The following is a 12,489-nucleotide window of genomic DNA, read 5'->3' as shown; positions in this document are numbered from 1 at the left end:
GACGGCGGCTACCGCTTCTGGGGCCTCACCCCGACGCCGTACCCCATCCCGAACGACGGACCCGTCGGCAAGATGCTCGACGCGGTCGGCCGCTCACCGCTGCGCGCCGCCCATCTGCACTTCATGGTGTCCCACGAGGGCGGGCGCATGCTGGTGACGCACATCTTCCCCGAGGGCGATCCGATCGGCCGCAAGGACACCGTCTTCGGCGTGAAGGACTCACTGATCAAGCGGTTCGCACGACAGCCGGCCGGCACGCCGACACCCGACGGCCGCGTCATCGACGGCACCTGGAGCCGGGTGCGCTTCGACATCGTGCTTGCCCCCGCGGGCGTATGAGGCACTGGGACAAGGACGAGATAGGCCATGGGCGATCGAGCGACGGAGATCTGCGAGCTTGCTCCCGATCTCTTCATGATCCGGACGGGCTTCCCGCAGGTCTACCTCTGGCGCGACGGGTCGGAGGTCACGATGATCGACGCAGGGTTTCCCGGGGACGAGCCCGCGCTCGCCGCCGCCTTCGCCGAACTGGGCTTCCGTACCACGGCCCTCCGGCGGCTCGTGCTCACACATCACCATGAGGACCACGCGGGCGCGGCCGCGGACGTGGCGAGCTGGGGCGATGTCGAAGTGGTCGCGCATCGCGCGGACGCTCCGATTATCCGCGGCGAGCGCCGGCCCCCGCGCCGGACGCTCACCGACGAGGAACGCGCGGTGTTCGAGCGGCTGTCCGCCGGCATCCCACCGGCCCCTCCGTGTCGCGTCGACTCCGAGGTGGAGGCGGGAGACGTCATCGCGATCGGGGGCGGGGCGGCGGTGATCAGCGGAGCAGGGCACACGGAGGGCAGCATCGGCCTCCTGGTGAGGGGGTCCCGTGTCCTGTTCACCGGCGACCTCATCGTCACCCTGTCGGGAGGGCCAACGCTGGGTCATTTCAACGACGACGCAGCCTCGGCCCGCCGCTCCGCCGCGGCGATGGCCGCCCACGACGTCGCGCTTCTGTGCCCCGGACACGGCGATCCGGTGGCGGACCCGCGGGTGCTGAGCGGGTTGGGAGCGGCGCTGGCGTCCTCCGTACCCGGCAAGCTGTAACGTCTCGCGTGGCGCTGCCCCCACCGACACGGTCTGCACAGTGTCGGTGGGGGCAGCTGTCTCGAGTCCAGGGGAGCTGGTCCCGCGAATCGAGGAGGTCGGGTTCGGGGAGCCGCGCGCCGATGAGATCCTGGTGCGCGTTGTGGCGACCCGGATCTGCCACACCGACATCAACGCGCACGCCGGGCGCGGCATCCCTGTGGTCGTGGAGCGGGTGGGCGCCGACGGGTTCACGGCCGGTGACCACGTCGTCCTCTCTGGCGGCACGTGCGGCGGTCTGCCCCGGATGTCGCACCGGGCGACCCACCTACGGCCGCGAGGGCATGTTCGTCGCGTTCGGCGGCCGAAGCGTCGACGCCGCTGAGCCGGTACGGAGGGCGGATCGGCGGTTTGTTCTTCGGGCAGTCCCCGCTCGCCACCTCTGCGGTCGCTACGGCCGGGAGCGCGGTGAAGGTCCCGACGACGTGCCGCACCAGATACCCGGGCCGTTGGCCTGCGGGATGTTCACCGGCGCCGGGTCGGTCAGCGAGACCCTGCGGCTGCGCCCCGGCGACTCCATTGCCCTGAGAGCGCTCACGGTCGATCCGCGCCGCTGACGCGGAAGTGCCGGCGCCATCCGGTTCCAGCAGGGCCGGATGGCGCCGGTACTCAAGTCGGTTGGGGTCACTCGAGTCCGTGGATGACCTTGCCGCCGGGCGGCGGACGGAACGCATCCCAGTGCTCGACGAGCAGCCCCTCGCGTACGCGGAAGACGTCGATCAGCATCCCGTCCTCGCGGATTGCCTGACGGGCGATGAACTCGCCGTCCGCGATGACGTTCACCTCGATCTCCTTCGCCGGGTCGAGCCGCTCCTCCGGGGGCAGCGAGAGGATGTAGGTGAAGAACTTCCGGAGTCCCTCGCGTCCCTGCTCGATGTTCGGGTTGTGCTGGATGTAGTCCTCGGCCACGTACCGGTCGAGGTGCTCCAGTCCCGCCACAGTGCCGTGGGCGATGTCGAAGAACTCGGCGACGATCTGCTTGTTGCGCTCGAGATCGTGGATCTCGTCAGCCATGCTCAATCCCTTCGCTGGATCGGAATCCCGGAAGAAGCCCGTGCGCGGGGCGCCAGGAGTCCCTATTCGAGACCGTGGATGATCGTGCCGCCGGGTGGGGGGCGGAATGCGTCCCAGTGCTCCTTGACGAGGCCGTCCTCGAGACGGAACACGTTGATGAGCAACCCGTCCTCGCGGATCTCGTGCCGGACGACGAAGTCGCCCTCCGCGATGAGGTGCACCTCGAGCTCCTTGGAGGGGTCAAGGCGCTCGGAGGGCGGGAGCGAGAGGATGTGGGTGAAGAACGTGCGCAGCCCCTCGAGGCCCTGCCCGATGTTCGGGTTGTGCTGGATGTAGTCGGCCGCCGCGAACTCGCCGAGCCGGTCCAGACCCGCGAGATCGCCGTGGGCGACCGCCAGGAAGTCCTCGACGAGCCGCTTGTTGCGTTCGAGCCGCTCGGGTTCCGATGCCGCCGCCTCACCGGCTCCGACCCCCGCCATCACGAACCCGCCGGCGGGTCGTAGCCCGGCGCCGAACGCCACGCGTCCCAGTGCTCCTGGAGCATGCCGTCCCGAACCCGCCAGATGTCGATGTGGAGCCCGTTGACGCGGATCTCGTGACGCACCACGAGATCCCCCTCGCCGATCAGGTGGACCTCGATGGTCCCGGAAGGATCGAGATCCTTCTCGCGTGCGCGATGGAATCCGGCGAAGTACTCACGGACGCCCTCTCGCCCCTGCCCGGCGTGTGGATTGTGCTGGACGTAGTCGACCGCGACGAGGTCGTCGAGACGGTCGAGTCGCTTGGCGATCGCCACGTCGTTGACGAACGCCTCGACAACCTGTTTGTTGCGCTCGATGCTTTCGTCGCCTGTCATCTACTTCTTGCCCCAGAGCTTGAGGAACCCGTCCACGTAGTCGGCCTTGCCGTACCACGAGCCGCTCGACCACCCCTTCTGGGTGAGGTCGAGGCCGGTGACGTTGGCGGACGTGAACAGACGCTGGAACGGGAAGTCCAGCGCGCCCGCACGCGGCTGACCGACCATGAGCCGCAGCAGCGAGTCGGACAGGTACCAGGAGAGTGCCGGAAGGCTGAACGCGGCGACCGCGCCGGTCCACTGGGACTTGCCGAGCTGCTGCATCACGGCCAGGGAGCCGCCCACGGTGCCGACCTGGGTGTCCGTGGCGCTACGGCCGGCGGCCTGCGCTCCCGAGACGACATCGGGGACGTAGTTGTTCGTACCGGCCACGATGTACTTGATGCTGGAGTCCGCCACCAGCGACGTCGACACTTCGGTGGGGATCTTGTCCTGGTTGACCGTGTTCACGTCGATCACCTTCGACGAGCAGCCGCTGCAGTCGTCCTTCAGCACCTTGACGACGCCGTCGTTGGCCCAGGCCGGAGTGATGTCGTTCGAGGTCGTGCGCATCGCGAGCACATGGGCCGAGCCCTTGGAGTCGACGATGAACTGATCGGTCAGCCAGGAGTGAAGCTTCACGAAGTTGGGGGTCACGTAGCTGACGAGCTTCGGGTCGCCGGGGCCGGAGGAGGTCGTCACGCCGTTCACCAGCGGGATACCCGCCTTCGCGACCGCGGCGATCGCGCTCGGGGCGGTGTTCTGGGTGATGCCGACGGTGACGATGCCGATGGCCTTCGCGTTGATCGCCTGCTGGAGGCAGTTGGCGACGCCGTCCGGCGAGCCGCCGGTCGTGCCGCACGCCTCCACGTCGACGCCGAAGCGCGAGAACACGCTCTTGATCTCGTTCGCGACGACCGAGAAGTCCTGCACCTCGAGCGCCGGCACGATGACATAGACCTTGCCGCCGGTGATCTTCGACGTGTCGATGGCCGGACCCGGCGCGGCGAACGTGTCGATCGGCTGTCTCGCCGACTTGACCGCCTCCGCGACGCTGGCCGCAACGGCGGCCTTCGCGTCTCCCGACGAGCCCGAGTTCGCCTTGGTGCTGCCGCAGCCGACGAGAGTGAGTGCCAACACCGTGCAGGCCGCGAGAAGTTCGCGCGACCGATTGCGCCCGTTCAGCATGAGATTGCCTCTCTCCTTTGAGTACGTAATCACTTGGCCCTCTTCTTCGAGAGCAGAGCGCTGTGCTGTCCGCGGGCGAGGAGCATGAGGGTCCCGGCCCGGGTATGTCGCGACAACGCGACGGGGAAGACGCAACACAGCGGCGTGTTGGCGTTCGCGGCCTCGCTACCGTTCGGGCAGACGCGTATCGCGCTTCCCGAACCGCGCCGCGTCGTCGAGCAAAGCCGCGAGATGAGTCAGGACGATCTCGAAGCCGAAAGGAGCTCGCCGACGGGCCGAGGACTCCTGCGCCGCAGGCGGCGGTCAAGAGGGAGGTGCCGTGCAGGAGCCCGTTCAGGCACGTGCGCGGCGGCGGAGAAGAAGCGACACGGTGATGGCGATGATCAGTGCCGCACCGTAGAAGACGTTCGTCACCCATCCGGATAGCCCGAGCAGCTGCAGCCCGAACATGCCCGTCAGCAGGAAGTAGGCGGCGATGAACATGCCGATCGCGTTGAAGCGCCCGGGGACCACCGCGATCGTTCCGAGGAACACGGCGGCGAGGGCCGGCATCATCTGCACCTGAGCCGTCGCGGTGCTGAACCCGCCGACGCCGCACGCGAGGATGATGCCGATGACGCCGCTGAGCAGGGCGGCCGCCAGGTAGCCCCCGAAACGGATGCGGCGGACGGGGATGCCGGCGAGCCTCGCGACGTTCGGGTTCGAACCGACGAACAGCATCGATCGGCCGAGCGGGGTCGCGGTCATGACGTACGCGGTGATGATGACGAGCACGACGCCGTACCAGAACACCGCCGGGAGGCCGAGGAAGCTGCCGAGCGCGACCTGCGCGAGCGCCGGGTCGAGGCCGCTCACGTTCGACTGGTTCGACATCAACAGCGCGATCCCCAGAGCGACGCTCCCCGTGCCGAGGGTGACGACGATCGAGCTGATCCCGACGATGACCACGAGTATCGCGTTGATGAGGCCGACGAGCACCGCCGCGGCGAGGGCTACGAGGATCGCCAGCGGGACCGGCCAGCCGTGCAGGACGACGAGGGCCGGGAACGTGGTTCCCGCCAGGCCGTAGATGAAGGCGAACGACAGGTCGAACTCGCCGACGGCGATCGTGGTGATGACCGCGAGGCCGAGGAAGACCACCGGTGTCTGCTGGCCGAGGACCGCGCGCGAGGCGTTTCCGAGGTCGACGCTGGTCGGGAGCAGCACCAGGAAGAGCACCACCATGATGATCCAGAGCAGCACGAGGCTGTAGCGCTGGAGCACGTAGGTGGCCGCCCGGATGAGAGGGATGCCCGTCTTCTGACGTGCGGCGCCCGCGGCGATGGTGGGTTGTGACCGTGTGGTTGCCATCAGGCCTCGTTTGCGGGAGTCGGTGCGGGGGAGGGAGCGTGCGCCGCGTCATCGACGGCGAAGATCGCGGCGAGAACGGCGTCCGCGTCGAACGGTCGCGTCATCTCGCGGACGATCCGGCCGTCCTGGAGGATGAGAACCCGGTCGCAGATCGCCGCGAGGTCCTCGACCTCGGCGGAGCAGACCATGACCGCGGATCCGTCGGCGGCGGCCTGCCGGCTCGCCGTGAGGATCGCGTGACGCGCGCCGACGTCGACCGCCTGGGTCGGGTCGTCGAGCACGAGCAGGTCGGGCGTCCCGAGGAGCCACTTGCCGAGCAGCACCTTCTGCTGGTTGCCGCCGGACATCGCGGCGACGGGCATCGTGGGGTTCGGCGGTCTGATGTCGAACCGCTCGATGATGCCCTCGGTCTCGGCGCGCTGCCACTTGAACCCGGTCCACCAGGGCTTTCCCCGGCTGCGCAGGTGCGGGAGGGTCGCGTTCTCCTCGACCGTCAGTTCGAGGGCGATGCCCTTGTCGTGCCGATCGGCGGGGATGAAGGCGATCCCGGCGTCGAGGAGGTCGACGACCCTGGCCCGGGCCAGGTCGACGACGCGTCCGCCGAGCCTGACCTGGCCGGCGCCTCGCCGGTCGCCGCCGAGCAGCGGCCCGAGGTCCGACAGGCCGGAGTCGACCGTCCCCGTGAAGCCGACGACCTCGCCGCGACGGATGGCGGCGCTCACGCCCTCGACCCGTCCGCCGGAGACGTCGACGAACTCGACCGTCTCGGGCCGGGGCGCGAGCGGCAGGCTCTCCATGATGTCGCCGAGCTCCGCGGCGCGCCCGAGGACGAGGCTGGTCAGCTTGGCCTCGTCCAGCCCTGCCGTCGGAACGCCGGTCTCCACGACGCGGCCGTTGCGCAGGACGGTCGCCCGGTCGGCGATCTCGAGGACCTCCTTGAGGTTGTGGCTGACGAACAACACGGCCGTGCCCTGGCTCTTGAGCAGGCGGATCATGTCGTAGAACGCCGGCAGCGCCTCATGCGGGATGGCGCGCGAGGACTCGTCGAAGACCACGACGCCCGCGCCGGGCGTCCGGTCCTGCAGGGCGCGTGCGACCGCGACCGCGACCCGCTCGCTGGGCAGCAGGCTCAAGACCTTGGCCGACGGGTCGATGTCGGTGCGGAGGTATTCCAGCGTCTCGCCGACGGCGACGGCGTCCTCGGAGGTCCGGATCCGGCGGGTGAGCGGGTTGACCGCGTGCCGGCCGACCCGCACGTTGTCGCGCACCGAGAGGTCGGGCACGAGACCGAGATCCTGGTGCACGAACGACAGACCCTGTTCGTGCAGCGCCTTCGCTTTGATCGGCGGACCGATCCGCTCGCCGTCGAGGAGGATCTCGCCGCCCGGATCCGCCGAGTAGACGCCGGAGATCAGCTTGATGAGCGTCGACTTGCCGGAGCCGTTCTGCCCGACGAGGGCGTGCACCTCTCCCGGGGCGATCGTCAGGCTCGCGTTCTCGAGGACCGCGACGCCGGCGAACGTCTTGGTGAGATTGCGGACCTCGAGCCGCGGGACCGGCGGGGTCACGGATTCATCGGCCATGGCTACCGCCCCTGCCGTGCGAGGTCGGTCTCCTCGACGCCGCCGGGGACGGAAAGGGCTGTCTGCGCAAGGCGGACAGCGACAACTGCTGCGGCCGGACTGCCTGAGCTCAGGGTGGATCTGCCACCCTCTCCCTTTGCCTCATTGGGTGAATCGGTCTGAACCATGGACGACTCCTTGCGCACAAAGCGCTGCTGTCGGAACCGACGTCCGCTGCCGGCCCCGGATGTGGGTGCTTCTGTCGCGGCCATCCCGGCAACACTGCTGCCGAACCGCCCCATGGGCCTTCGCGGAGCTCCTCCGCGTGGCTCTTCAACCAAACCTGATTCAGAACGCTCGACACGGTGACCGACCAGCGAGCAGCGACAAGGTAGGAAGTGACTCCCGTCACGCTCAATGGACATGTTCATTGGATGAACAAGTCGCCCATATCGGTAGCTCCGATGTGCACCATCCAGGAGCGACGGACGTTGAACGCTCACTGAGGAGCGATGAGTCATGGCTGGGAAACTGGCGGGCAGGACTGCCGTCGTGACCGGGGCGGTTCCGGTATCGGGCATGAGATCGCCCGCAGGCACGTGTCGGTATCCAATGAGCACGCGATCCAGGAGTTCGCCGCGCGGGTCCACAGGGGTCTGCTGCAGGTTTGGGTGGCAGGTTCGGTCATACGGCTTGGAGGGCCGGTGTAGTCATGACGGCTTCGAAGGACCTATCGAACCGGCATCCCGTGGCCGTCGAGGGCCCGGCCGCGGCTGACGACGAAGGCCAACCTGGACCATGTCGCCGGTCACGTGGACGATCTGCTGTGAGCCACCGCGCCCTGATCCAGGAAAAAGAGACGCGGCTTCTAAGGAAGCCTCGATCAATCAGGGTGAGGACGGTGTCGTCTGGGCGGCGGAACGGCCAGGCCTGCTCAGCGGTTCACCGTCGGCATCGGCAGGCACCAGTTGTCTCCGACGGCCTCCGAGTCGATCCGGCGGCCGTCGGCGTAGGCCGTGCGGTGGATGGGGCCGGTGCCTTGCGACAGGGGCAGACCGGTGCGGTGGTTGGTCCGGGCGATGATCTCCGCCGTAATGGACACCGCCGTTTCCTGGGGGGTGCGGGCGCCGAGGTCCAAGCCGATCGGGGAGTGCAACCGGCCCAGTTGGTCCTCGGGGACGCCGGCCTCCCGCAGCAGGTCGATACGGCGCTCGTGTGTACGTCGGGAGCCCATGGCGCCGATGTAGCCGACGGGGAGCGTCAGCGCCAGGCGCAGCAGCGGGATGTCGAACTTGGCGTCGTGGGTGAGGACGCAGATGGCGGTGCGGGGGTCGACTTCGGTGGCCGCGAGGTAACGGTGGGGCCAGTCGGTGACGACCTCGTCGGCGTGCGGGAAGCGGGCGGCGGTGGCGAAGACCGGGCGGGCGTCGCAGACGGTGACCCGGTAGCCGAGGAAACTGCCTGCCTGGCTGAGAGCGGAGGCGTAGTCGATGGCGCCGAAGATCAGCATGCGGGGTCGGGGCGCGTGGACGTGGACCAGAACGGTGAGCTGCCGCGGGCAGGTGTCGTCCCCCGAGTTCTCCGACTCACCCTCGGCGCGGCCCAGTTCGATCCGGGCGGTGCGGCCCGCCCGCAGGAGCGCACGGGCATGCGCCACGACCGCGCGGTCCTCGTTCTCCTCGCCGAGGGTGCCGTCGTGGGCGCCCTCGGCAGGGACATGGAGGACACGGCCGACGAGCTCATCAGGGCCGTCGACGACGTGGGTCACGGCCAGGGGGCGCCCCGCTGCCACGGCACTGAGGGCGGAGGCGAGGTGGGGCTCGGCGGCGGGCTCCACTCGCTGTACCAGTACGTCGATCTCTCCGCCGCAGGTCAGGCCGACGGCGAAGGCGTCGTCGTCGGAGTAGCCGAATCTCGCGCGGGTGGGTGGCCCGCCGTGCGCAAGGACCTGTTGGCACAGTTCGTAGACCGCCGCCTCCACACAGCCACCGGAGACGCCGCCGACCGCGGCGCCGTCCATGCCGACGGCGAGGGCGGTGCCGAGGGGCAGGGGGGAGCTGCCGCTGACGTCGACGACGGTGGCGAGGGCGAAGGGGCGAGCCTCGCGACACCAGCGGTGCAGGGTGTCCGCGATGTTGAGCATGGCGGGCTCTCTGTTCGGTGTGTGGTCGTGGCGGGCCGGCGGTACGGCGACGGCCCTGGGGCCCGGGTGACCGGTGGCGTGGCGGCCACCCGGGGTTTCAGAGCAGGACCTCGGGCTTGATCGGCAGCTCGCGGATCCGGCGGCCGGTGGCGTTGAAGACCGCGTTGGCGATGGCGGGCGCCACCCCGACGATGACGATCTCGCCGAGTCCCTTGACGCCGATGGGGTCGGCTTCGTAGTCCTCGCCCTGGATGAAGATCGCCTGCATCTCGGGTATGTCGGCGTGGGTCGGCACGAGGTAGTCGGCGAAGTTGGCGTTGACGATCCGGCCGTCGCGGTGGTCGGTAATGGTGTGTTCCAGCAGGGCCTGACCGATGCCGCCGGTCATGGCGCCGATGGCCTGGCTGTCGGCCAGTGTCGGGCTGATGATCCGTGCGGCGTCGTACACGCCGACCATGCGCCGGACCCGCACCAGCCCGAGCCGGGCGTCGACGGCCACCTCGGCGAACGTCGCCGCGTACGCGTACAGCGAGAACCGCTCAGGTCCCGAGGGCCCGGCGTACGACCCGAGCACTTCCAGGTGGGTCCGGCCGTTGCGGGCCAGGAGCCGCTGGTACGTCTCCCCGCGTGCGGGCTCGTGCTTCACATACAGCCGACCGCCCCGTACGACGACGTCGGCGGCCGCGGCGCCGTACAGCGGTGAATCCTTGTCGGCGACCGCGAGCGTGATCGCCTGCTTGCGCAGTGTGTCGCAGCCGTCCTGGACGGCGGATCCGACACTGGCCATGGTCAGTGAGCCGGCGTGGATGGGGGCCGTGGGCATGCTGGAATCGCCGAGCCTGAAGGTCACCTGGCGCATGGTCAGGCCGAGGGCGTCGGCGGCGACCTGGGTCATGGAGGTGGCAGTGCCGGGACCCATGTCGCTGGTCGCGGACTGCACCAGGGCGGTGCCGTCGGCGTCGAGCCTGACCGAGGCCTGGGCCGGACTGCGCAGGGTGTCGTAGACACCGGCGGCCATCCCCATGCCGATGAGCCAGTCGCCGTCACGCGTCGATCGGGGCTCGGGGCTGCGCCGGTCCCAGCCGAACGCGCGGGCGCCCGCTCGGTAGCACTCGCGCAGGCGGCGGGTGGAGAACGGCAGCCCGCTGGACTCGTCGCCGGCCGGTTCGTTGCGCAGCCGCAGCTCGATGGGGTCCATGCCCAGTTCGTGGGCGAGTTCGTCGATCGCCGACTCGACGGGATAGGCGCCGCTGGAGTAGCCGGGGCCGCGCATGAACCACGGCGTGCTCACGTCCAGCGGAACCAGAGAATACGTCTGGTGGACGTTGGGTGTGCTGTACAGCATCCGGCCGGGGTTGAGGACCGCTTCGGTGTACGTCTCGTAGCGGGAGGTCTCGGCCCGGACCTCGTGCGCCGACGCGGTCAGGCGGCCCCGCCGGTCGCTGCCCAGCCGCAGTCCGTACTCGTACGCGGGCCGGTATCCCACGCCGAAGTACAACTGCCTGCGGGTGAGGACGAGTTTCACGGGGCGTTTCACCTCGCGGGCGGCCATGGCCGCGATGACGGAGTGCACCCAGGTGCGGCCGAGGCTGCCGAAGGAGCCGCCGACGAACGGCGAGAAGACGCGGATGTGGTCCGGCGGGATGCCGAACTCGCCGGCCAGGGTCGACACGGCGCCCTGCACCCACTGGGTCTTCTCCCAGACGGTCAGCCGGTCGCCGTCCCAGCGGGCGACGATGCCGGCCGGTTCGATCGGGTTGTGGTGATTACGGGCCGTCTGGTACGTCATCTCCAGCCGGACGGCGGAAGAGCCCAGGGCCCCCTCGGCATCGCCTCGGGCATAGGTCTGGCTGTCGCCGGCGGGGTTGGCGATGCTCATGTCGGTCGAGGGAGGCTCGGCGTCGTAGGAGACGCCGACCAGGCTCGCGGCGTGCTGTGCCGTCTCCAGCGTGGCCGCCACCACGACCGCGACGGGCTGGCCGAAGAACCGGACCCGGTCGTCCTGGAAGGCGCGCAGCGGCGCACCCGGCGGGTATCCCCCTGCGAGGGGCGGCAGCTTGGGCGCGTTGAGGTGGCTGATCACCTTCAGGACGCCGGCCTGGGCCACGGCGGCGCGGGTGTCGATGCCGGTGATACGGCCCTTGCCGACGCGGCTGTCGACGACGACCGCGTGCACGAACCCGTCGGGGCTGTTGTCGGCGGCGTACTTCGCTCTGCCGGTCACCCTCAGCCGTGCGTCGACCCGGCGGACCTCCGCGCCGACTGCTGCCTGTGGCTGGCTCATCCGGTGCCCCCTACGGTGCGCAGCTGGCGTTCGACGGTGCGTTTGAGCAGCTCGGCCTTGAAGCCGTTGTACGCGAGGGGACGGGCCCCGTCGGCTGCGTGCTCGGCCGCCTCGGCCCACAGCCCGTCGGAGGGACGCCCGCCGACGAGGCGGCGTTCGACGGCGGGCAGCCGCCACGGCACGGTGCCCACACCGCCGGCGGCGACCTTCGCCTCGCGGACGACGCCGCCGCGGATGTGCAGCGCGACCGCCGCGGAGGTGAGCGCGAACTCGTAGGACTGCCGGTCGCGCACCTTCAGATAGCCCGACTTCAGTGGTCGCGGGTGGGCCGGGATCTCCACGGCGGTGATCAACTCGCCCGGTCGGACGGCCTGTTCGCGGTTCGGGGTGTTGCCCGGCCGGAGCAGGAAGTCGGCGAAGGGCACGGTGCGTTCGCCCTCCCGGCCCAGCAGGTGGACGTCGGCGTCCAGGGCGGTGAGAGCGACCGCGAGATCGGAAGGGTGCGTGGCCACGCAACTGTCGGAGGTGCCGAGGATCGCATGGCCGCGGTTGAAGCCGTGCAGCGCGGCGCACCCGGAGCCGGGCTCGCGTTTGTTGCAGACGGCGGTCACGTCACGGAAGTACGTGCACCGGGTGCGCTGCATGATGTTGCCGCCGATGGTGGCCATGTTCCGCAGCTGGGCCGAGGCGCTCAGCTCCAGCGCCTGCGAGACGAGCGGGTAGCCGGACCGCACCTCGGGGTGGGCGGCGGCCTCGGCCATGCGGACCAGGGCGCCGATGCGCAGACCGCCGCGCGCGGTGACGGTGACCTCGCGCAGGGGCAGGCCGCTGATGTCGACCAGGGCTCCGGGGCGTTCGACGGTCTCCCGCATCAGGTCGACGAGCGTGGTGCCGCCGGCTATGTAACGCCCGCCGCGCCCACCGGCGACGAGGGCCTCCCGCGTGTCCGCGGCCTTGGTGTAGGTGAAGGGATGCATGGGGA

At 69.8% G+C, this 12,489-nt stretch carries 11 protein-coding genes and 1 pseudogene; 3 read left to right on the top strand and 9 right to left on the bottom strand.

From position 1 onward, the window contains the following. From ACFY1L_RS53435 to ACFY1L_RS53425, 3 genes and pseudogenes are all read left to right on the top strand, one after another. Window positions 1–339 (top strand): annotated as a pseudogene (locus ACFY1L_RS53435) (hydroxyquinol 1,2-dioxygenase); the annotation flags it as partial. Between the two features lie 27 nt (window positions 340–366). After that, window positions 367–1,092 carry an MBL fold metallo-hydrolase gene (locus ACFY1L_RS53430; RefSeq protein ID WP_388842832.1) on the top strand — a complete coding sequence of 242 codons (726 nt, stop codon included), beginning with the start codon at window positions 367–369 and terminating at the stop codon, window positions 1,090–1,092. A 464-nt stretch (window positions 1,093–1,556) separates the two neighbouring features. After that, window positions 1,557–1,688 (top strand): hypothetical protein, encoded by a 132-nt coding sequence (locus ACFY1L_RS53425; protein WP_388842831.1) that lies wholly within the window; start codon window positions 1,557–1,559, stop codon window positions 1,686–1,688. 67 nt (window positions 1,689–1,755) lie between these two features. Here ACFY1L_RS53425 and ACFY1L_RS53420 read toward each other — a convergent pair whose 3' ends face one another. The 9 genes from ACFY1L_RS53420 to ACFY1L_RS53380 all read right to left on the bottom strand — a co-directional run bounded on the left by ACFY1L_RS53420 (window position 1,756) and on the right by ACFY1L_RS53380 (window position 12,484). Then, window positions 1,756–2,145 carry a hypothetical protein gene (locus ACFY1L_RS53420; RefSeq protein ID WP_388842830.1) on the bottom strand — a complete coding sequence of 130 codons (390 nt, stop codon included), beginning with the start codon at window positions 2,143–2,145 and terminating at the stop codon, window positions 1,756–1,758. A gap of 62 nt (window positions 2,146–2,207) precedes the next feature. Beyond that, window positions 2,208–2,666, bottom strand: coding sequence for a hypothetical protein (locus ACFY1L_RS53415; protein WP_388842829.1), 459 nt, complete (start codon window positions 2,664–2,666; stop codon window positions 2,208–2,210). After that, the gene (locus ACFY1L_RS53410) at window positions 2,624–3,001 is read right to left on the bottom strand and encodes a nuclear transport factor 2 family protein (protein ID WP_388842828.1); all 378 of its coding nucleotides are present in this window, start codon (window positions 2,999–3,001) and stop codon (window positions 2,624–2,626) included. The genes ACFY1L_RS53415 and ACFY1L_RS53410 overlap by 43 nt, the downstream gene beginning before the upstream one ends. Next, window positions 3,002–4,168 carry a sugar ABC transporter substrate-binding protein gene (locus tag ACFY1L_RS53405; protein ID WP_388842827.1) on the bottom strand — a complete coding sequence of 389 codons (1,167 nt, stop codon included), beginning with the start codon at window positions 4,166–4,168 and terminating at the stop codon, window positions 3,002–3,004. A 333-nt stretch (window positions 4,169–4,501) separates the two neighbouring features. Continuing rightward, window positions 4,502–5,518, bottom strand: a complete 1,017-nt coding sequence (locus ACFY1L_RS53400; protein WP_388842826.1) for an ABC transporter permease — start codon at window positions 5,516–5,518, stop codon at window positions 4,502–4,504. Then, the gene (locus ACFY1L_RS53395) at window positions 5,518–7,101 is read right to left on the bottom strand and encodes a sugar ABC transporter ATP-binding protein (RefSeq protein WP_388842825.1); all 1,584 of its coding nucleotides are present in this window, start codon (window positions 7,099–7,101) and stop codon (window positions 5,518–5,520) included. Before ACFY1L_RS53395 ends, ACFY1L_RS53400 begins: the two co-directional genes overlap by 1 nt. A gap of 913 nt (window positions 7,102–8,014) precedes the next feature. Beyond that, window positions 8,015–9,223 carry an XdhC family protein gene (locus ACFY1L_RS53390; protein WP_388842824.1) on the bottom strand — a complete coding sequence of 403 codons (1,209 nt, stop codon included), beginning with the start codon at window positions 9,221–9,223 and terminating at the stop codon, window positions 8,015–8,017. 97 nt (window positions 9,224–9,320) lie between these two features. Beyond that, window positions 9,321–11,507 (bottom strand): xanthine dehydrogenase family protein molybdopterin-binding subunit, encoded by a 2,187-nt coding sequence (locus ACFY1L_RS53385; protein ID WP_388842823.1) that lies wholly within the window; start codon window positions 11,505–11,507, stop codon window positions 9,321–9,323. Then, entirely contained in the window at window positions 11,504–12,484 is a 981-nt protein-coding gene (locus ACFY1L_RS53380; protein ID WP_388842822.1) for an FAD binding domain-containing protein, read from the bottom strand. The genes ACFY1L_RS53385 and ACFY1L_RS53380 overlap by 4 nt, the downstream gene beginning before the upstream one ends. Window positions 12,485–12,489 lie beyond the last annotated feature (5 nt).

Origin of the sequence: Streptomyces sp. NPDC001663, from assembly GCF_042893105.1 — a bacterium.
Lineage (GTDB): Bacteria > Actinomycetota > Actinomycetes > Streptomycetales > Streptomycetaceae > Streptomyces.
This window is presented reverse-complemented; position numbering and strand designations above follow the sequence as displayed.

Excerpts from the sequence above, each read along its gene's own strand:
- ACFY1L_RS53430 (WP_388842832.1), top strand. The coding sequence starts at position 367 with ATGGGCGATCGAGCGACGGAGATCTGCGAGCTTGCTCCCGATCTCTTC.
- ACFY1L_RS53420 (WP_388842830.1), bottom strand. The coding sequence starts at position 2,145 with ATGGCTGACGAGATCCACGATCTCGAGCGCAACAAGCAGATCGTCGCC.
- ACFY1L_RS53410 (WP_388842828.1), bottom strand. The coding sequence starts at position 3,001 with ATGACAGGCGACGAAAGCATCGAGCGCAACAAACAGGTTGTCGAGGCG.
- ACFY1L_RS53405 (WP_388842827.1), bottom strand. The coding sequence starts at position 4,168 with ATGCTGAACGGGCGCAATCGGTCGCGCGAACTTCTCGCGGCCTGCACG.
- ACFY1L_RS53400 (WP_388842826.1), bottom strand. The coding sequence starts at position 5,518 with ATGGCAACCACACGGTCACAACCCACCATCGCCGCGGGCGCCGCACGT.
- ACFY1L_RS53395 (WP_388842825.1), bottom strand. The coding sequence starts at position 7,101 with ATGGCCGATGAATCCGTGACCCCGCCGGTCCCGCGGCTCGAGGTCCGC.
- ACFY1L_RS53390 (WP_388842824.1), bottom strand. The coding sequence starts at position 9,223 with ATGCTCAACATCGCGGACACCCTGCACCGCTGGTGTCGCGAGGCTCGC.
- ACFY1L_RS53385 (WP_388842823.1), bottom strand. The coding sequence starts at position 11,507 with ATGAGCCAGCCACAGGCAGCAGTCGGCGCGGAGGTCCGCCGGGTCGAC.
- ACFY1L_RS53380 (WP_388842822.1), bottom strand. The coding sequence starts at position 12,484 with ATGCATCCCTTCACCTACACCAAGGCCGCGGACACGCGGGAGGCCCTC.